Below are 20,071 nucleotides of genomic sequence, written 5' to 3' on the forward strand. Positions count from 1 at the left end.
TCAAAAACAAGAGGCCGCCAAAGTAAAGCGGCCTCTTATCATTATCTTTCTGTCCAGTCAAGGCGGCCCTGACATTCATAATTTCTAAAATTCACTGGCGGATTCGGAAAAAATCCAAAACCTTTTTACTGCCGGATTCGTCCAATGGATAGCTTTCTTTTACTTGCCCTTTTTCCATATGGACTACATACGAACATCCCGCCATCACCAACTCCGGATCATGCGTAATAACAAGAAGCGTTTTGCCCTGATCCGCGAGTGACTTCAAACTCCGCGCAACTTCCCTCATATGTTTGAGATCAAGCCCGCTTGTTGGTTCGTCAAACACAATGATCTCCCGGTTACTCACAATGGCAGACGCGATCGCTACCCGCTGTTTTTGCCCGCCGGAAAGAGAAAGCGGGTGCCTGTCTTTATATTCCAGCAGATCAAACTGTTTAAGGATTTTATCCACAACAGTTTCATCCTTGTTGTCCATGCTCAGAAGCACTTCATCCGCCACGCTTTCGGTAAATAGCTGATGGCTGGTATCCTGCATTACCATGTAGCAATGTTTGAGCCGGGCTTTCCAATCAAGGGTTTTCCCCTCAACCTGCAAAAAGCCACACTTCTTTTCCAGTCCGCAAATACAGCGGGCCAGAGTAGATTTTCCAGCGCCATTCAGACCGATAATGGCAATCGTTTCTCCAACAGGCAGTTCTGCACTCGGAATATGGAGGCTTTCCGGTTCCCGCTTTTTATACGCAAAGCAGAAATTTTGAAATTCCATCTGTTTAGCTGTATGCGCCTGATACTGATTCGCAGGCTTCAACTTCGAGAGAGAAAACGGCCGCAGCCCTATTTCTTTTCGAGTGCCATCCGATAAGCTGTCAAATTCAGCAGGCGTGTATTCCCGTTCAATCTCCCCATCTTTTACATACAGCACACGATCTGCAAGATCGTGAAGGTAGTAAAGGCGGTGTTCTGCGATCAGAATTGTTTTGCCCTGCTTTTTCCAGAGGCTTAGGACCTGCCGCAGGTCATCAATAGCAGCCATATCCAAATTAGAAGATGGTTCGTCCAGGACCATAATTCCCGGCAGCAATACACTTGATGAAGCACAGGCTATTTTTTGCTTTTCGCCTCCGGACAGAGCAAACACGCTTCGCCCCATCAAATCTTCAATATGATAATCGGAAACTGTCCGGTCAATCCTTTTCAGGATATCCTCCTGAGGATAGCCTAAATTTTCACAGGCAAAGGCTAATTCACTATCCGTATCCACGTTGAAAAACTGACTTTTGGGATTCTGGAATACAGATCCCACCATAGCAGCCAAGTCATAAAGCGGCGTATCTGATACGCTTTTTCCGTCCAGAAGGACATCGCCCTCTAATTTGCCCTCGTAATAATGAGGCACCAGCCCGTTTACCAAACGGGTAATCGTTGTTTTCCCACAGCCGGATTCTCCCGTGAGTAAAACAAATTCCCCTGTGTTTATGGTGAGATTGACATTTCTAATCCCTCCGCCGCTGGATTCTTCACCATAAGAAAAAGAAACATTTTGAAAATCTATCATGGCAAAATCCCTCCTGCGGAAATTATCGGGGAAGCAATCGCCCAAAACACTACAAAGCAACAAAACAAGATCAGCACCACATCGGCAAAATTGAATTTAAGCTGGCAAATGTTTGTGCGTTTGACAGGAGCGCCGAGGCCACGGGTAATTGCCGCAGCGGAAAGTTCCTCACCGATTTTCACGGAGCAGGTAATCATCGGGATCAGCTTATACTCCAATATTTTTGAAGATTTTTTCCCTCCAAGTTTAATCCCACGCATTTTCATAGCGTCACTGATTGCTTCTGACTCCTGAAAGACAGTTGGAAAGAAGCGGAACATGACCGTTAAGGGGATCGTCACTTCTTTAGGCATATGGATTCTTTCCATGCCGGAAATCAATTCACTGACCGTTGTTGTTTTCACTGCATAGGCAGCAATCGCAACACTGGGAAGGATTCGGCAGAAGAATCCTATTGTAAACAGAACAAGGAAATTCAATATCCCCGTAAGGTGCGGCAAAACATAAATTTGGACAGCATAAAAAACAGAAAACACAGCAATATAGCCCACAGCTTTTGCACATTGTTTCGAGGTAAGCAGCAATATAGCCGGAACCACACAAAGAACAAGGCGGATCAGTCCCATAGCTTCTCCGCCTGTTCCACCCATGACAAAAATGCTTATGATGAAGATGAGCAACAGTTTTGTACGCGGATCGAGCCGCAACCCTTGTTCTGTTTTTTTGCTGAGCAGAATTTCCCGCGCCATTATGCAATACCGGCACGCTGGAAGTGCTTTTTGCAAATGGCTTTCCCAATCATACCTCCGACAAGGCCAAACACAAAGCAGGCAACCAGCAAAATAGGCGCAATCCACATAGGCATATATGTATTAAGGGTAGCTGCATATTCAGCGCCGTATCCTTCAGTCAGCATTACCATATAGCTTTCACGGTTCAGGAAAATGGGAGCAAAGTTGCCAAACACCCAGATGCTGAACACACCGCAGGAAAGAACTGTACTCTTTGCACTTTTGTAGTCTGCCTTTTTCAGGATCACGTCAGCCAACAGGCCGCCAACAAGACCAGTTACCATAGTAAGATAGCCGTTGCCGAAGAACACCATGATTAGGCCAATCAGGAAACCCATGATTGCAGTCATCCCGAATTTTTTAGCCTTTGTAACATACAGCATATAGGGGATGCCGCCAATCAAAGGACACAGCACCGCCATCAGCGGAATAAAAATGGGGATGAAGCCAAGCATCGCCACCAGCATAACAATGACGACATAGATGACGGTGTAGATGCCGATAGTAATTAAATCTTTTCCCTCAAGCCGGGAACTTTTTTTCTGGGAACTCATACCAGTATCCTCCTATCTAAAAAATGGTGTAGTTAGCATTTTCTAACTACACCACATATAATAACAATTTACGCCTACATTTCCAACCCAAAAACGGTTTTATTCTACCCAAAATCGGTATTTTTTAATTTTAACCAATCGTATTTTCCGTTTTATAGTTTTTAGGAATTACCCCATACTTCTTTTTGAATGCCGCAGCAAAGTTACTCGGTTTTGAATAGCCTACAAATGCTGCCACCTGACTTACGTTCAAATTACTTTCTAATAGTAGACTTGCCGCCTTTTCCAATCGCTGATCTATAATATACGCATGAACCGATGTTCCAAACAGCGAGGAAAAACCCTTTGACAATTTTGAAGTACTAATATTGACTTTTCGCGCCAATTCCTCACAACTTGGTGCCAAAGCAAGCTGACTGTCAATGATTCTCTTCGCTTCTATGATGGATTCTCGGTCACTTCTGGAAATTGCTATATAAGTTGACGCAAGAATACTCAGTTCCAAAATCTCACTCAAATATACAGATAACAACTCAAAAACTTTGCTTTCCAAAAACAGGTATCCCAATCCGCCGCGATATTGCGTGAAGTCTTTCAGTTCCGCAAAAATGTGCTCCATATAGGGAGTAATACCTACTTTTGATATACCTTCCAATAGTTTTTTCTGATAAACCTCAATCTCACCAACATCAAAATAGTCATTCATAATTTTACGGAAATACGACAGTGGTACTTTTACATTTTTGAAAAGGAAATCGTTTTGTTTGGAATAGCACAGATATTCCATTTTCCCGTGTCCACGATAAATACAGGACTCACCTTTTTGTATGCTGATACTTTGTCGGCTATCTGCAATATTCCAGGAAACACCATCATTGAAGCAGAACAACATTTGAATGTATTCTTCGCTACTCACTCCCTGCACGTTCATATCTGAAAAATAATTCATTTTCCAGTCCGAAACAACTGCTCCCTGTTTCGTGACCACCTGTAAAATCTGCCCTGTCCCCATGTCTGCTGGAATATCTATGGTTATTGTCTGCGGTGAATTAGAGAGCAGATCACGATAAAGATTATTCATGTATTGGTTTGTCATGTACAAGCATTCCTCCCGAAGTTAGATAAGACTAATTAAATTTTACAACTTCCAAAGTAAAAAGTCAAATTTTGTAATCATGTAAAAAGCAGACACTACTTAATGTAAATTACAAACTTCACTTACTTCCATTTCTTTCTGCATCTCACAAGACGATAAAGTCACTTTTAAAACCCATTGTACTGACAATTTAATATTAATTCTCATTATTCTCCCTGCACATCGCTAAATTATCTTATAAATATGGCATTTTAGGAACACCTGACAGTTCGAGAGTTAATTTTATCTGAAGTTCATATTTATCGTGCTTTTATTGCAAGTAATAATGTTTCTGATAATTTAGCTGTTCTAAAGTGCATTTTTGTCAATTGGTTTAAAATTTTTTCCACACTCTGATAATTCCACGACATTAGGCTATCTACAGTACTAACTATGTTTTTACCACAAAAAACTTTATAGGTCAATCTCCATGTCCATTGATCCATCCCCACTTGCTTTATATCGGTAATATACGTCTCATAGCGCAATCTTCCTTGAGTAGCCACCGATATTCTGCTTCCTACTGGCGCAACAAGAAATTTCGGTTCTAAAAGTTCTATCAGGATTGGGACATTTATATTCAAATTTTTATCTAATTTATACAATAATTTTTCTTGTTCATCCCTTTTTAAATGACCAAGTACTCCCATGCACATTACACCACTTATTTTATCTCGAAATGAATATTTACCTACATCTATCGGCAATAGAGAAATTCTCTCTTTAACTTCATTATGCTCCATTAATCTTGCCATAAACGCTGTTCTCATATAAGCCGATGGTTCTAAAGCAATTATTTCTTTATCACATATCATATTAGCCATCTCTATTGTTGTTTTTCCAGTTCCTGCACCTATATCCAAAATGATTCCATCTAAATCCTTAACCATATCAGCAAATTTGTTTAAAACAATTTTTTTGTTCCCTATCTGTGAAAGAGCTGATAAATCATAAAATTCTACTGTCTCTCCGTATACATTCTCAATTTCATTCAATCCCGTCATTCTCCTTTTTTATTAAATGTCTTTTTTCCAAATCATAAAATATATTTTTTATGTCACCAAAATTGTCATAATCAACGATATTCATATAGCCCACTTTCTGACATATTTCAGACCATAATTTTGATACATATATTTGATATTGCGCCATGGACATTTTTTCTGTTCTATTTTGCTTAAATAAAATCTCTAAAGCTTTCTTTACTGCATCCGGCCATATTTGTTCAAACGTTTCTTTTACTGATGGTAACATTACATTTCCTATAGTAACACCAGAGGGTATATTTACTTCCTCTTCTACATTAATACTTAGTGTTCCATATTCATCTCTTGGCATATGCAAGAAAGGAAGCCATATTACCGGACCATGGGTATTGACCAGACAGAGCCGCCCTGTGGAAAATGTCAATTCTATTCTATGATATAAATGTAATGGATGGTCTATATCGTTACGATCCACATTGGTATTCACTATAAATGTTACCGGAACCATTCCAATTATACCACTAATAACTCTGTTACCCCCTCCTGCCATAGAAGTTGTATAAGATTCTGCTACATTTCCCAATTTCCATGTTGATAAGCCTCCCAACGCACACCCCAATATATCTATTCCATCATATAATACATGTATAGCGCATTCTCCAGTATGCGCTGCATACCATCCGGCTGGATAATAACACGCATCATCCCATGCCTCTGTATCAACAGATTCCATGCCGTCTCTGCGCACTCAGTATCAAGGCCGTCTGCATCCAGTTCAAAATAACAGTGCGTTGCAACATTCCCCAATTCATACAATCCGCTTCTGCCAAGCCAGTAAGCATACTGCACATCGGTTAATGGGAACGGATGATATGCTTCCTCCAGATTCGGTTTGATCTGCAGTGTATCTTCTTCTTTCTGTTCGGACTGTTCAATAGCTTTTGCCAGAGATTTTACGGTCAGATTTTCAAAAATCGTGCTGATCGTTATTTTGCAGCCGAAGGTTTTCTGTACTTCCGAGATCAACCTTGTGGCAATCAGCGAGTCTCCCCCAAGGCTAAAATAATTATCTTCAATTCCGATATTTTCATATCCAAATAATTGTTTCCAGATATCTAAAAGCTTTTCTTCTGTTTCTGTCGTTGCCTTTGAAAATCGGATAACCGCAGTTTCTTCTTTAAAATCTTCCCGCAATTGCTTCCTGTTAATCTTCCCATTGGACAATGTTGGGAGCTGCTCCATGAAATGATAATTCTGTGGAACCATATACTCCGGCAGTTTTTCTGACAGATATTCCCTTAGTGCTCCATTATGATAGGACAGGACAGACGCCTGCTGTCTGCTGCAGCATATACATCTTCCATATCTCTCTGTCACAGCACAGTCTTCGCCCAATCCTGCCTCTGATAAACATTCTCTCCACAGCAGGCAATCCGGGGTAACCAGCCCTGCTTCTTTTCTCTTGTCCCGAATATCCGCAAAACCATTTTCCAAAAAAGCCGCTGTAAGTTCCTGAAGGTATGTCCTTACCACAAGGTCAGTCATCAGCAATATTCCGTTTGGCTTCAGTAATTCCGCTACTTTCTTTACCGCATCCGCAGCATCAATATTTCTATGTAAAGCATTTACCGATATCACAATGTCATAACTATGCAAGGACATCTGCTGCTTATCCATGCCTTCTTCCAGATTCAGCATCTCAAACTCGACTCTCTCATATCCCGCAAGTTCTTTCTCTGCTTCCTGCAGAAAATATTTTGAAGAATCCGCATAAGTATAAGCCACGCTTACATCTTCCAGTGCATTCAAAAACTGTCTTGTAATTGCAGTGTCCCTTGTACCAATTTCTATAATCTGGAGTGGCTCTTTTCTGCGTTCTTCTGCCAGAAGCCTTAATCCCTGCACCAGTCTTTCCACTGTTTCCTCGCAGCCCGGAATCCTCCGAAGCAGCATATTCGGAGCCAAAGCCGGCTCTTTCTGGTAAAATACGTCCAGCGGAACTTCATTCCCAGTAACCATATGCTTCAGATACGGCTTCAGTTTATTAAAATACGTTTCCGTATCTCCAGCTTTTTCCGGTACAGCCACTTCCTTCCCGGTACGCGATAGTCTGCCGTCCTCTTCTCTCAGGATTCCTTCCTTCTTTAAAATTTCCAACCATCTTGCCACAGTATTCTTCTGTGTTTCCGTAATGCTCCCTTTTTCAAAAATTTCCTTCTGCGAAAGAACTTCCTTCTCTGATACAAAAATGCCTAACTCTATGAGTGTCTCCAGCATAAGCTGTACACATCTCTGGTCTGCATAGGCAAGGAAATTTTTGTATGCTGTCTTCCGTTCCTGCTGCATCTGCCAATTGCTGACATCATCCTTCAGTTCTTTCCAGCCCCCGCCAAAGATATCTGTGCCGTACAAATACGTTGTAACTTTAGAATCTTCCTGTATCGGCGCTCCGATATAAGCAGCCAGCGTTTTATTGCCATGACCATCACTAACTGTATCAACAACTGCATGAGCCACACCCGGAAACTCCTGAATCACATGTTCAATTTCTCCCAATTCAATCCTGTGTCCGCGAATCTTTACCTGATGGTCTTTTCTTCCCAAAAATTCAATTGTCTCATCATCCCAGATTCTTCCGAGATCGCCGGTCCGATACCATCTTCCATACTGATCTGTGATAAATTTCTGCCCCGTAAGCGCAGAATCTCCCCTATATCCTTTTGCTACACCAAAACCGCCAATCCAGAGTTCGCCTTCTGCCCAGTAAGGGCAATCCCTTCCATACTCATCCACAACACGATATGCCTGATATCTGAGTGGCTTTCCATAAGGAATAGATTTCCAGTTTTTCGGCATCGGCAGGGTAACATTCTGATAATTGGACCAGATACTTGCCTCTGTAGCTCCTCCCATAGCGACAAACTGGCAATCCTCTGTCCATGCCGCAACCCTCTGCGGGAGATCCATCCCAATCCAATCTCCAGAAAGCATAACCGCCCTGATCGGCAGTTTCTGTTTCATGGATTCCGCCCGTATCAAAAGCATATCCAGAAGCACCGGCACTGAATTCCAAACGGTAATCTGATATTTCAACACTTGTTCCAGCCAGTAATCCGCATTCCTTCTCTCCTGCTCTGGAAGCAATACCAATGTTCCTCCTGCGCCTAAAATTCCAAAAACATCATATACCGACAGGTCAAAATCCATAGCTGATACAGCCAGCGCCCGATCTGCACTTGTCACATGGTACTTTTCATTAATATCCTGAACCGTATTCCATGCGCTTTCATGCGCAATCTCTACACCCTTCGGAACACCTGTAGAGCCTGACGTCATGATGATATAGGCGCTGTCCTTCGGCGACACCTCTGGCAGTCTCACATTTTCCTGTCCCTCTTCCATACCTTCCATCACAAGGATTTCCGTACCTTCCGGCCAGTCCAGTTTTTCGGATAATTCCCGATTCGTGACCACATAGCGGACTCCCGTCTTCTCATGGATTAACGCTCTCCGATCTTTAGGCTGGCTTAAGCTGACCGGAAGGTATGAATTTCCGGAAAGCAAAATTCCTAGTGCCGCCTCGATCTGTTCTATCCCGCGCGGCAGGGTAAGTGCAACCGGGACTCCCTTAATATCCTTTTCTGAAATCCCTGCCGCCACTGCTGTCGCCCGTGCTTTTAATTCCCCATAGGAAACCGATCTTCCGCTTCCCGCATCAATAAGCGCAATATCTTCCGGGCAAACTTCCGCATGGTTCATAACAGCCCAATGCAGGCATTCCACACGCTCCGGCACTCCTGTACGCGCTGTATCTTCAATTTCTCTTTTTCTTTTTTCAGGAAGCACATCAAATCGCTGATTCCAGTCCTTCTTTCCCAATTCATGCAGAAGATTCTCAAAACACTCCAGCATATCCGGGATCATATTCTCCGGGAATAACTTATCCACGCTGTCCCATGTAAGCTGTACGCCATTTTCATCTTCATAACTCTGGAAGTCATTCCACACCTGCGGCGTTTGGGAAATCATATAGGAAAACTGCCCCAGTTCTTTCCGGAACGTATCATTTACCAACGGCGTTCCCAGATTGCAGGCAAAAACAACCGGCGCCACTGCCGATGCGTCTCCATACATCTGTGCAAGATCTCTCTGGACTTGCACGCCGGAATATGCCGTATACTTCATATCCTCATGGAGTTGCTTCTGGATCCTGTCTAGCAATTCTGCAAACGTCGGATTCCCTTCGCAGTCAATCTCCAGCAATAACAGTGTAGTGAAATCTGCTATCACGTCTTCCAATCCCTGCTGCTCTGTTTTCCGGTTAAAAAATGGAATATTAATAAGGAAACGATGATTCCTGCTCCACCGTTCCAAAACCGTCGCATATGCAGTAAGAAGAACCATTGCCGGAGTTGTCTGGTATTCCTTTGCCCGTACTTGCAGATGAGCCCACTCTTCCTTGCCAATCCTTACAATCCTGCGGTTGAATACAGTCTTTGTCACTTCCTGCGGCCGTTTTGCCAGTGGCAGGCCTGGCCCTTTCGGCAAATGCTCCAAGCGTTTTTTCCAGTATCCTTCTGCATTGTTTCTCTCTTCCTTATCTTCCTCTTTCTGCCGTTCCAGATAAGAAGCAAAATTCCACCCTTTTGATTCTGCCGGAAGGCTTTCTCCGCGATAGGCAGCCGCCAAATCCCTCAATAAGATCTGCAAACTCTGTACATCGGCAACCAAAAGTGCCATATCCACGTGCATGCGTGCCCTATTTTCAGGAAAAAGCGTAAGCTCTATTCCTGCCACTTCGCCTTCCTCGATCTTTAGCTTCCGATGGGATAAACGTTCTCTGACAGATACTGCCATTGCCTCTGCTTCCTCAGATGACATCCGTGAAAAATCATGAACCTTTATTTTTTCGCAATACGGCTTATCCAGGATTTTCTGTGTCCCGTCTTCCAGAAAGCAGGCACGCAGCATGGGATGATGATACTGCAGCACATTCCATGCTTTTTCCAGACGCTCCGGATCTATATTTCCCCCATCAAACTCTAAATACGCATGACAGTCTATTCCTCCAAGAGCCTGTTCTTCATCCCTGCCAACCCAATATGCATACTGTACGTCTGTTAAAGGAAACGGCTGTTTCATATCCTTTTCCGGCGTTATCTTAGATTCTTGCGCCCGTTTTTTGCCCGCTTTTTTCTTCATGCTGCGCTGGATCAGCGCCCACCAGCCTTCAAGGGTAGGATTTTCCATCAATGAACCGAATGAAACCTTAACCCCCTGTTTTCTCCACTGGTTTACCAGACGCATGATCGTCAGGGACGAAAGCCCAAGCTCCAGCAGATTTTCGGAATCCCCCAAATCTCTGGCTACCGGCAGCTTTTGTTTGATCTGTTCCTTTATCTCTATATATTCCATGATTCTGTCTCCTTCTATTTTTCCTGTGCCATCCGTTCTAATGCTTTCTTATCTATTTTTCCTACGCTGGTCAGTGGCCATGTCTCTACCCGTTCTATCTGATCCGGCATTTTATACGCCGCAACGCCTATTTCCCGCAGGAACCTGTGGATTTCCTGTAAATCGATCCCGGCTTCATCATCGGTCACAAGGAATGCAGATATCCGGTTTCCAAGGGTTTCATCCGGAACGCCGACAACGGCTGCCTCTTTGATTTTCGAATGCCTGCAAAGGTAAGCTTCAATCTCTGAAGGCATGATCTTTTCTCCGGCGCGGTTAATCTGCTCTTTGATCCTCCCGCCCAAACGTAACCTTCCGTCTTTCGTCCACATAGCTTTATCGCCCGTCCGGTAAAATCCGTCCGGCGTAAAGCTCTTTTTATTCGCTTCCTCCGCCATATAATAACCATCAATCGTATACGGGCCTCTGGATAATAATTCCCCAAAAACTCCTTCCGGTACGGCCTTATCTTCTTCATCCACAATCTTCACTTCATCCGCAGGAGACACCGGAGTTCCCTGGCATCTTGCAATCAGGGAACCTTCATCCTCCGGGCTAGTAAAGGACAGTAGCCCCTCCGCCGTACCAAATACCTGCATCAGTTTACACGGCCATTCTTCAATGATCTTATCCGCAAGGGAATCTTCCAGCATTGCGCCGCCTACCTGCAAAATCCGCAGGCTGGATATATCAAAATCTTCATCCCATTCCAGCATTTCCATGCACACAGTAACCATAGCAGGAACCAATGCCGTTATCGTGACACCTTCCTCTGTAATTTCGTCAAGGATATCATCCGGGCTGGTCGCAGACGCAAGCACAACTTTTCCTCCCACGTCCAGCGTGCCTAAAAGCCCCGGGCAGCATAATGGGAAATTATGAGCTACCGGAAGAGACGCCAGATAAACGTCACTGCTATCCAGGCGGCATCTCTTCGCGGACATGCGGGCATTATACATATAATCCGTATGGGTGCGCGGAATCAGTTTCGGAACCCCTGTCGTCCCGCCGGACAGCAAAAGCACCGCCGTTTCATACCCATCCACAGCCGGAAATGCTCCATTTTCTCCACACGTTTCCGCAATCATTCCACTGATATCCCCGGATTCGCTATCTACAAATATATGCCGGATACATGAATATTTCTCTTTCATCGCATTTGCCATCGGCACATATGAAAATCCCAGATATTTCTCCACCACAATATAAGCGGCCGGCTTTGCCAGTTCAATAATTCCTTCCAGTTCCGCCTCCCTGTGGGCCGGCAGCATCATGATCGGCACCGCCCCTATCTTGGAAAGCGCAAAAAACACGACCACAAAAGAAATCCTGTTCGGAAGCTGTACAAGCACTTTGTCTCCCTTTAAAATCCCTTTACGCAGAAAAGCTGTCGCAAGACAATCTGCTTTTTGCTTTAATTCCATATAACTGATCTCCTCTTCGCTGTCCGTGACCGCAGTTCTTTCTCCATATTTTTCCGCCCACTTATCAAGCTGTTCTCCAAAACTACATCTCTCCCAACCTTCCAGATACTCATATTTGCTCATATCTTTCTTATAACCCATTTGATTTATCTCCTTTCTTATGCACCGCCACATACGCAGCATATCCTTTGATCCTGACCGGATACAGGAACCAGCCCTGATCATTCCTGCCTTTTTCTATAATTTCCCCGTTTCTGACAGAGAAGAAATCCATTCCTCTTCCTAATCCAATACCGAGCGCTTTTACATACGCTTCTTTGGCCGCCCAGTACTGGAAAAACAAAGCCGATCCTTCCTTTATTACATCTTCCGCTTCTTCTTCCGTATAAAAATTCCCGGCTATCTCCCAGTAATCCGGACATCCCGCCATTTCCTGCACATCCACTCCGATGTCCATTCCAACAGCGAATCCCGCCAGTATGAATTCTCCCGAATGCGAAATATTAAAATCTACGGTCTGCTTTCCTGCAATCTTTTTATGATAAGGCTTGCCCCGTTCACTGACAGAAAAATCAATCGTTTCCACATCTAAATATCTTTTCAAGAGAAGCCGCACGACAACCTTCCCGGCTATATAACGCATCCTGTCTTCCGAAAAGCGGAATCTTCCGACCTGCTCCGATTCCTGCCCACTCAGGATATACTCATGGTTCACCCAGAAATCTGTCATTTCCGGCCAGCAGATGCACCATATATGTATCTCATTTTCACGGATACAAAGTTTGCCTGCCGCCAGAAATTCCTTCGCTCCATACCGTTTAATCTCCATCTTTTATTCCCGGCAGGCGCCTTATAACTTCACTTATTACTTCGTCTTCGTAATCCCGCAAATAAAAATGTCCTCCCGGAAATATCCGGTAGCTAAAATCATTATCCGTATACTTTCCCCATTCGCAGATTGCGCTCTCATCCGCTTCGCCATCCTTTTCTCCGCCAAATGCAGCGATAGGCGCATGCAGTACTATTCCCGTCTTGTCATAATATGTTTCATCCATGGTAAAATCTGCCCGTAGCATAGGCAGAAAGAAATCCAATAATTCCTGATTCTCCAGTATCTCTTTTGGCGTCCCCTCAAATCTTCCCAGTTCCCTCTTAAACTCTTCATCCGGAAGATGATAGATCGGCTTCGGCTCCGGAATACTGGGAATCCGGCTACCGGAAATAAACAGACAGCTCGCTGTATATCCGACCGCTTCCAATCTCTTTTCCAGCTCATAGGCAATCTTACCGCCCATACTGTGCCCCCATAAGGCATACGGTCCATCCACAACCTCTCTTACTGCCTCTTCCAGATCATCTAACATAACCGGCATATCTATATACGGCTTCTCCATGATCCGTTCTTCCCTTCCCGGAAGCTGAACCAGACATACCGTTACTTTTCCCTGCATCTTTTTCGCCCACTGGTTATAAGCAGAAGCGCCGCCCCCCGCAAACGGCAGACAAAACAAAGTTATTTTCTCTTTGTTAATATTTTCTGTATTTTTTATCAACTTCAAATTCACTTTTATGTTCCTCTTGCATCATGTTCTTTTTTATTCTGTTTATTATCATTTTGTGATATGCTTTTCCCAAGCATTTCTTATTCCTATCCAAGATTAGTTAACTCTAACTCTTTGTCAAAAAAAATTTTTGATCCATCCCAATATTAAACCGGACGCCAAAACAATATGTGCTACCATAATCCCGTTTACGACCAGGAAATATCCGGTTACAGAAAAAACACCTGCTATCGCGCATTCAATAATTAAAATTGCCCTCGCGCGCATACCATAAACTTTCTTTTCTTTCTCATCCAGTTTCTTACTGCTGGCATCCACCGGTGCCATAACAAATATGACTCCAACTGCAGCAAGCCATATGATCCGTATTTGCCACATCACAGCCGAACCAGACGCCAGATACTGACCGCACAGAAGGACAAGGATACTAGAAACAACCATGCAGCTCCCTGCTTTTTCTAAATGAATCCCTCCGGCATACTGCCTTAGAACAGTAAAGGGCAATAAAAAGACTAGCATCTCCAGCCAATTCCCCGTTACAATGCCAAGTATGACAATGATAAGGTATATCGCCACCCTGCCCAGCAGTACGCCGTAAGCATATTCATACAGCCTGCGGTCTTTCTCTTCAAGAATCCCGTTCCTGTTTTGCACTTCAAAAAGCCAGCCGATAGTTTTTTTCCACACTAGAATTTCCTCATTTTCTTAACTTCTTCCGGCTCTTCTTCCTGATAGTACAGCCAGTTGCACGCCAGATTTGCCGTATATGCCGTCAGGCAGAGTGCAAGACAGTTTACAACTCCAAGTACTTTGATACCCAAGCTTTTTCTGATTGTTTTTTTCATAGTTACATGCCTCCATTTTTTTCCGATAGTTTACACAAAAATCGCCCTTTTTTCAATTACCGTGGCAAAAACGGTAACTTTTTGGGCGATTTTTGCACATCTTTATTTTATTGTAAAGATCAGCTTAACAGAGAACTCCTGTTCTCCGACCTCCACTCTCATAATTCCAGCATACTTTTTAACCAGTTTTCCAACCGTATGCAGTCCGATCCCGTGACTGTCTGCATCTCTTTTGGTGCTTATGTACCGGTCCTTGTCCTTTAACAGTGGAACAACATACCCGTTGCAAAATTCCATAACAAGGAAATGTTCCTCATTTCCCATATACATCCTGCATTCCACATATCGGCCATCTTTTGTCTTTTCTGCCGCTTCCAGTGCGTTATCCAAAAGATTACCTACGATTGAGATCATATCCAGTTCTTCCAGAAAGTCCAGCCTGAGATCATTACCCAGGGTAATCTTATAGGAAATATTCTTAGATTCCGCAAGGAATTTCCTTTCGCACAGGATGCTGTTCAAGATCGGGTGTTCGCAATACACACCTTTTTGAAGGCTCTGAATCCGGACACCTAAATGTTCCATAATCTCCTTAACCTCTTGATTTTCTCCTTCTTCCATCAAACCGGCTACTGTACAAATAAATTTATTTATATCGTGTAAGAATGCCCTGTTATCCTCATTGACCTTATTCATATACTGTAAATTAGCAATCTCCGCCCTGCTTTTCTGGTAAAGCCGGTCCATCTTCTTCACTTCTTCTGATTTCTCTACAAACCGGTCAAACACTGAGAAAATGAAGATATTCGTCAATAGCAGCAGCGAAGCTCCTACCGGAACCATAACCCTGTTCATTCCTTCAAAAGAAATATTTGAATAAAACACACATCCTAATATAATGATCGTAGCGGTTGGCAGCATGAGCAGCACAGTAAAAGTTTTATTCTCAATCGTCAGATAATTCCTTTTTCTCGTTACCTGATTAATGCATTTAATAAACAGAAATGTCATGGTGCTCATTAGTAGTAGCGCTAATGTTTTTTCTATTTCTGTCCCAAAACCCTCAGATGCACCAGTCACGCCATACGCATTCGTAAGCGTTGCAAAGAGAAATTCAGGAATAATTGCCAGCACATAATAGCAGCATACTATAACCAGCTTCTTCCATATATTTCCCCGGAACACAACCATTGACACAATCATATACGTTACCGGAATCATTACCATATTAAATACTGAGGATTCCAAGTGGTTGATTCCGAGCATTATCAGTGCTACGACAAAATATATGAGAAATTTTCCCCAAAAGTTTTCTCTTCTGTATGGAAGCATGTTCTTTTCCAGATCTTCCAACAGATACATCTGAAGAAGGCAGATCAAAAAATCTCTTACTATCATACCATGCCGTTCCTTTCCCCAAGAAACATGATCAGAGCGTCAGCAAACTGACCTTTTCTCGACCTTGAAACATTCAATTGGATTCCCATCTGTAGCAGCGCCACATTCTTTTCCAATCCTTCCACTTTCGCCAGATTTACAATATAACTGTTATGTGCATACTCAAATCCCCTTCCGGCCAGACGTTCATATAAATCGCCTAAAGATTCCTTACAATGCATCTCATCTATCTCCCCCTGCCTAGCAACGTATATAGAGCAACCCCTTTTCGCCAGACAGATATATAAAATGTCTTCCGTATAGATACGAATTACTCTTCCCGCTGATGTAACCGTCACGGAAGAATCTCCACAGTGCAATTTTACTTTTGATAAAATTGCAGGGATTTCCCTTTTTAGACTTCTGTCATGCAAGTCTTTCATAATATACCGGAACGGCTGCCCAATATTGATGCTGTCTGAAGTCGGTTCAAAGTATCCGGAGCAGAACACCAATATCGCTGCCCTATTGTATTCCCTCAGCTTCAGTACCGATTTATTCCCATCCAATCCGGGCATACGCATATCCATAAAGACCAAATCATGCAAAATATCAGCATTTTTCAGTAGTTCCTTTCCTGACTCGTATTCATAAAACCGTATCTCGCTCTTAGGAAGAATCCCTTCCGTTTCTATAACCTTCTCTATTTTCTCCCTGTAATTTTTATCATCATCGCAAATTGCTATTTTATACATCTATGTCCTCCTAAGTTAGTTTTCTCTAACCCTCTTTCATAAAAAATCCATCCTGCAGAATCTGAATCCTATGAGCATTTACTCTTCCTATAGTTCGGGTTCCAAATCTGCAAAGATGGGATCAGCAAAAAATTCCTGTATTGTGACATCCAATCCATCGCATATCTTTTTTATTGTAACTACGCCAGCATTCTTACTCTGACCATACAAAATATTCTTTAATGTTGAAGGAGGAACGCCAGAACATACCGCCGCCTCATTCACTGTGATATCTTTCTGATTAATCAGATCGTTTAAACGATATATGACCGCTGTTTTTATATCCACGGTATCGACCACCTTTTTTTCTTCTATTTTATATAAATCGGCTTTAAAAGGTCGCCCATATATAGTCTTTTTGATCTATATACGATATTTTTTTAACAGTTTTTCTTATTCTAGCAGAAATCCGCTAAATTTCTATATTTTATTAGATACATGAAACCCTGTGAGAACATTTCTGATCCTACGCAGGGTTTTCCACTTTGTTATAAAATTTTTATATTTTGCAGTATGCTGGATCGGAGTTATCATTCAACTTTCCTTCTGCTGCCGATTGTAAAAACATATTTTTACGAATAAATATTCAGCAGTTCTTCCGGAGAAAGCAGTGTAATCCAAAAGGAAAGAAAATCCTTTTTATTCCTTGTCACAATCGCATCACACTGATTCTCCTTCGTACAAGTTGCAAGTAGGCAGTCTTCAAAATCAGATACTCTCTGCAAATAAGCAGGCAGCACATCTTCGTTCGTCACTGTCAGCACTTTTGCTATGTCCAAAACGGAGCCAAGTGCCTTTCTATAAATTTATACCGTTCTTACATCCCGATCAGCTCCTCTCTCCAGCTCATCTTTTCCCTGCTTTTCTTGGATTTTTCTCTTATTGATTTCCAGTCGTTCATGAATAGATGGCTTCTTTGCCTTCGTAGTTGCTTTATTCTTTTCTGTTTGCATACTCGAAACTACCTTTTTCACAGCTTTGTCATTATCCCCTTTTGTCACATTCGCTGCTCTTGACGCTTCTACTCTGCTGTCCTGCTTTTCTGCAACCTGCCGTTCCTGCTTTTCCTGCACACTTTTTTCTTCCAGACTGCAAAAGCTCTGCAAATATGGCAGCACATGGTTCTGCATATCGGTCAGATCTTCCATACACTTCTGAAACTCTTCATTTCCCTTGTTTTTCAGATAACCAATCCAGCTTTCATCCGTAAGTTTCAGTTCATTTTGGAGTTTCAGCTGACTTAAAATACCGCCATTTCCTGTTCCAATATCTATTTTCCCTTTGAAATGTTGCAGCATTTTATCGCCTTTTTCCGCATAATATATAGTAAAAAACATCTGGGCTGTTACCATCGGCTCATCCGTCCTCGGATTACGGTCTGCGTACCATTCCTTATCCTTCTGTGCAGTACGGGAATCCAGATCTGAGAGCTTCTGACAGCGTGGTTCCATCAGTTCTCGCTTTTCACAGTAATTCACATACACCATCGGCTCTGTTTCTTTGGATATATCTGGTTCGTAGGATTTCAGCCGTTCCAGCAAAACACCTGCCCACACGGACTGCTCACAGTCTTCTTCAATCACATCCTTCAGAAAGGAAATATAAGAACCAACATTTCCACTTTGCAGATCCAGCATGACTTCCTGTATGGTATCCTGCCCTGGCTCTACATGGTCCCGATAGTCATACGGATCGAAGTCTTCCGCAATCTCATCCAATGCTGCTGCCAGTTCTTCTGTTGTCATTTTTTTCGGATACATTGCCTCACGCACATCCTGAATCGGGATATATTTATAATCAGGCAATGCTTTATGAATCTTCTCCAAACCTTCACGCACCACCGGCTGATCTTTTAAAAACCGCACATTATCCAAGAAGTCGCCGTGTATCGTTGTTCCCATTACAATCAACAGTTCTGTTTCATCAAACAAGCTATCCTCCGGATCACGATAAATAATCCCCATTCCACTGCCTTTATAAGCGTTTTCCGGATCTTCTCTGTACTTCTCATAGATTGCTGCGATTTCTTTCACATCTGTGCTTTTCTCATAAGCTCCCATATCATGAATTTCATCACATTCTGCAGCATAATATTCCAGATAAGCTTCTTTCTTAGGCGGCATATTATTGAGTACATTATCAATCATGTTATAATTGGCCTCTTCCAGTTCCTCCACCTTTGCCAATGGCTTATATTCGCCCTGGCTTTTCTGAATCTCTGCCATTACAGCTTCATCCATTTCTTCTACTTTTTCCATCAACTGATCATAATCCCCACTGATGCGTTCTCCCGTCCAGCCTTCGTCTTCCAAAAGTTCCTCCGCCGCTTCTTCAATAGAAATTTCATCATTCTCATAAATGCCACCATCCATCAAGCGGAAATCTTCATCGTAAAAGGAATAATCATATCCTTCTTCTGTTATCTGAATAGCAAAATATCGTTCTCCTACCTCATATGCCAGTTCACTAAGAACCTGTTCTTCCAGATTCAGGAAAGAATCCAGCTGTTCAAAACTGATACTGTCTACAAAATGAGCAGTTACCTTTTTCCCGTCATTCAGAACTATGATATCACTGACAGACAGGGAATGCCCACGGAAGTCTTCCGGTCTGTCAATGTTGAACTTTTCAAAAATATCATCCAGTGACATATTTCCTGATAATTCACCAACATAGACCAGCTTATAATCTTCTTTTTTTATCTGCATACCATGACTTTCAATAAAACTCATATTCATAAATGCATAGTTTTCTCCCGGTAAATCATCCCGAATCTGATAAATTCCAAATGTCCTTCTTGTTCCTAACAACAGATTTGCTTCTTTCAAAGATTGAATCTGTGGATATTTCTGCATTTCCCATTCCAGGTTACGGAAACGCTCCAGTTCTGTCATAGACATCTGATAATGCTCCGGTCCTCGTTCAATTTCCATGCGTTCTGTGACATACATAGGTGATGAAAAATTAGTGATCAGATAGATATCTGCTCCTGCATCGTATAATTTCAGTGCTTCTTCCTGCTCAATGACACTCATAGGCTCCTGAAATGCTCCTAAATTTTCTTCTGCATAATCTAGGTTGTTATCTTTTATCCGTTCCCACATCTGCGATTCCATTCCAAACAAACCGTCATGTGCCTGTATCATTTCTTTACTCGCATATTCACCTTTACTGCCAGCACTGCCAAGACAATAAATCTTAGAACCCATTCTGTGATAATCCAAAGCTGCTTCTTTTCTAAGTGGCACCATATCTTCTTCCATATATCCATAGTCACGTAATTCCAGCTTACCTATGGTTGGATCTGGCAGTTCCTGAATATCCATTCTTGCGTCATCCAGCAAATCCTCTACACCTTCTGAATCTGCCTGGCTCACTGCATCTGCCAGATTTCTTACCAAAGCCCTAACTTTCTCTTTCTCGCCGATCAGATTCGCATATTCAAAAAGCTGTTCTTTTACATCTGTTGATATTTCTATACCTCTACTCTCTGCCTGATTGATCTGTTCCTGCGTATATTCCTGCATTTTCTGCGTTTCTCTACCTATTATCCTGTTTCTTGCCATATAAGTTCCTCCTGTATTCTGAAAA

The 20,071-nt window shown here is 42.6% G+C and carries 17 protein-coding genes; all 17 read right to left on the reverse strand.

The genetic code is table 11. The features are described 5' to 3' along the window. Positions 1-91: 91 nt before the first annotated feature. The 17 genes from AC04Q4_RS17700 to AC04Q4_RS17780 all read right to left on the reverse strand — a co-directional run bounded on the left by AC04Q4_RS17700 (position 92) and on the right by AC04Q4_RS17780 (position 20,046). Entirely contained in the window at positions 92-1,558 is a 1,467-nt protein-coding gene (locus AC04Q4_RS17700; RefSeq protein WP_054335617.1) for an ABC transporter ATP-binding protein, read from the reverse strand. After that, on the reverse strand, positions 1,555-2,307 hold the full coding sequence (locus tag AC04Q4_RS17705) for an energy-coupling factor transporter transmembrane component T (RefSeq protein WP_055222061.1): 753 nt from the start codon (positions 2,305-2,307) through the stop codon (positions 1,555-1,557). Before AC04Q4_RS17705 ends, AC04Q4_RS17700 begins: the two co-directional genes overlap by 4 nt. Beyond that, positions 2,307-2,903 carry an MptD family putative ECF transporter S component gene (locus tag AC04Q4_RS17710; protein WP_015535748.1) on the reverse strand — a complete coding sequence of 199 codons (597 nt, stop codon included), beginning with the start codon at positions 2,901-2,903 and terminating at the stop codon, positions 2,307-2,309. The genes AC04Q4_RS17705 and AC04Q4_RS17710 overlap by 1 nt, the downstream gene beginning before the upstream one ends. A gap of 130 nt (positions 2,904-3,033) precedes the next feature. Continuing rightward, positions 3,034-3,999 (reverse strand): helix-turn-helix domain-containing protein, encoded by a 966-nt coding sequence (locus AC04Q4_RS17715; RefSeq protein ID WP_015528443.1) that lies wholly within the window; start codon positions 3,997-3,999, stop codon positions 3,034-3,036. Between the two features lie 299 nt (positions 4,000-4,298). Continuing rightward, a complete protein-coding gene (locus AC04Q4_RS17720) occupies positions 4,299-5,033 on the reverse strand; it encodes a class I SAM-dependent methyltransferase (protein ID WP_055222064.1) in 735 nt (244 codons plus the stop codon). Next, a complete protein-coding gene (locus tag AC04Q4_RS17725) occupies positions 5,026-5,757 on the reverse strand; it encodes a hypothetical protein (protein WP_476389404.1) in 732 nt (243 codons plus the stop codon). The genes AC04Q4_RS17720 and AC04Q4_RS17725 overlap by 8 nt, the downstream gene beginning before the upstream one ends. Continuing rightward, positions 5,649-10,439, reverse strand: coding sequence for an amino acid adenylation domain-containing protein (locus AC04Q4_RS17730; protein ID WP_476389405.1), 4,791 nt, complete (start codon positions 10,437-10,439; stop codon positions 5,649-5,651). The genes AC04Q4_RS17725 and AC04Q4_RS17730 overlap by 109 nt, the downstream gene beginning before the upstream one ends. 14 nt (positions 10,440-10,453) lie before the next feature. Further along, entirely contained in the window at positions 10,454-12,043 is a 1,590-nt protein-coding gene (locus AC04Q4_RS17735; RefSeq protein ID WP_476389406.1) for an AMP-binding protein, read from the reverse strand. Then, complete coding sequence (locus AC04Q4_RS17740) at positions 12,033-12,731, reverse strand: 4'-phosphopantetheinyl transferase family protein (protein WP_054335603.1); 699 nt, start codon at positions 12,729-12,731, stop codon at positions 12,033-12,035. The genes AC04Q4_RS17735 and AC04Q4_RS17740 overlap by 11 nt, the downstream gene beginning before the upstream one ends. Further along, on the reverse strand, positions 12,721-13,467 hold the full coding sequence (locus AC04Q4_RS17745; protein WP_024720773.1) for a thioesterase II family protein: 747 nt from the start codon (positions 13,465-13,467) through the stop codon (positions 12,721-12,723). Before AC04Q4_RS17745 ends, AC04Q4_RS17740 begins: the two co-directional genes overlap by 11 nt. Before the next feature lie 114 nt (positions 13,468-13,581). Continuing rightward, the gene (locus tag AC04Q4_RS17750; RefSeq protein WP_476389407.1) at positions 13,582-14,151 is read right to left on the reverse strand and encodes an accessory gene regulator B family protein; all 570 of its coding nucleotides are present in this window, start codon (positions 14,149-14,151) and stop codon (positions 13,582-13,584) included. Beyond that, positions 14,151-14,309 carry a cyclic lactone autoinducer peptide gene (locus AC04Q4_RS17755; RefSeq protein ID WP_015528432.1) on the reverse strand — a complete coding sequence of 53 codons (159 nt, stop codon included), beginning with the start codon at positions 14,307-14,309 and terminating at the stop codon, positions 14,151-14,153. Before AC04Q4_RS17755 ends, AC04Q4_RS17750 begins: the two co-directional genes overlap by 1 nt. A 102-nt stretch (positions 14,310-14,411) precedes the next feature. Further along, a complete protein-coding gene (locus AC04Q4_RS17760) occupies positions 14,412-15,707 on the reverse strand; it encodes a sensor histidine kinase (protein ID WP_118037242.1) in 1,296 nt (431 codons plus the stop codon). Continuing rightward, complete coding sequence (locus AC04Q4_RS17765) at positions 15,704-16,441, reverse strand: LytR/AlgR family response regulator transcription factor (protein ID WP_055059676.1); 738 nt, start codon at positions 16,439-16,441, stop codon at positions 15,704-15,706. The genes AC04Q4_RS17760 and AC04Q4_RS17765 overlap by 4 nt, the downstream gene beginning before the upstream one ends. An 87-nt stretch (positions 16,442-16,528) precedes the next feature. After that, on the reverse strand, positions 16,529-16,768 hold the full coding sequence (locus tag AC04Q4_RS17770; RefSeq protein ID WP_054337273.1) for a helix-turn-helix domain-containing protein: 240 nt from the start codon (positions 16,766-16,768) through the stop codon (positions 16,529-16,531). A gap of 284 nt (positions 16,769-17,052) precedes the next feature. Then, positions 17,053-17,259, reverse strand: a complete 207-nt coding sequence (locus AC04Q4_RS17775; protein WP_024728263.1) for a PIN domain-containing protein — start codon at positions 17,257-17,259, stop codon at positions 17,053-17,055. Between the two features lie 27 nt (positions 17,260-17,286). Beyond that, entirely contained in the window at positions 17,287-20,046 is a 2,760-nt protein-coding gene (locus AC04Q4_RS17780) for a YodL domain-containing protein (protein ID WP_476389408.1), read from the reverse strand. Between the last annotated feature and the right edge of the window lie 25 nt (positions 20,047-20,071).

The organism is Blautia sp. HA8986 (assembly GCF_056504635.1).

Excerpts from the sequence above, each read along its gene's own strand:
- AC04Q4_RS17700 (WP_054335617.1), bottom strand. The coding sequence starts at position 1,558 with ATGATAGATTTTCAAAATGTTTCTTTTTCTTATGGTGAAGAATCCAGC.
- AC04Q4_RS17705 (WP_055222061.1), bottom strand. The coding sequence starts at position 2,307 with ATGGCGCGGGAAATTCTGCTCAGCAAAAAAACAGAACAAGGGTTGCGG.
- AC04Q4_RS17710 (WP_015535748.1), bottom strand. The coding sequence starts at position 2,903 with ATGAGTTCCCAGAAAAAAAGTTCCCGGCTTGAGGGAAAAGATTTAATT.
- AC04Q4_RS17715 (WP_015528443.1), bottom strand. The coding sequence starts at position 3,999 with ATGACAAACCAATACATGAATAATCTTTATCGTGATCTGCTCTCTAAT.
- AC04Q4_RS17725 (WP_476389404.1), bottom strand. The coding sequence starts at position 5,757 with ATGGAATCTGTTGATACAGAGGCATGGGATGATGCGTGTTATTATCCA.
- AC04Q4_RS17730 (WP_476389405.1), bottom strand. The coding sequence starts at position 10,439 with ATGGAATATATAGAGATAAAGGAACAGATCAAACAAAAGCTGCCGGTA.
- AC04Q4_RS17735 (WP_476389406.1), bottom strand. The coding sequence starts at position 12,043 with ATGGGTTATAAGAAAGATATGAGCAAATATGAGTATCTGGAAGGTTGG.
- AC04Q4_RS17740 (WP_054335603.1), bottom strand. The coding sequence starts at position 12,731 with ATGGAGATTAAACGGTATGGAGCGAAGGAATTTCTGGCGGCAGGCAAA.
- AC04Q4_RS17755 (WP_015528432.1), bottom strand. The coding sequence starts at position 14,309 with ATGAAAAAAACAATCAGAAAAAGCTTGGGTATCAAAGTACTTGGAGTT.
- AC04Q4_RS17760 (WP_118037242.1), bottom strand. The coding sequence starts at position 15,707 with ATGATAGTAAGAGATTTTTTGATCTGCCTTCTTCAGATGTATCTGTTG.
- AC04Q4_RS17765 (WP_055059676.1), bottom strand. The coding sequence starts at position 16,441 with ATGTATAAAATAGCAATTTGCGATGATGATAAAAATTACAGGGAGAAA.
- AC04Q4_RS17780 (WP_476389408.1), bottom strand. The coding sequence starts at position 20,046 with ATGGCAAGAAACAGGATAATAGGTAGAGAAACGCAGAAAATGCAGGAA.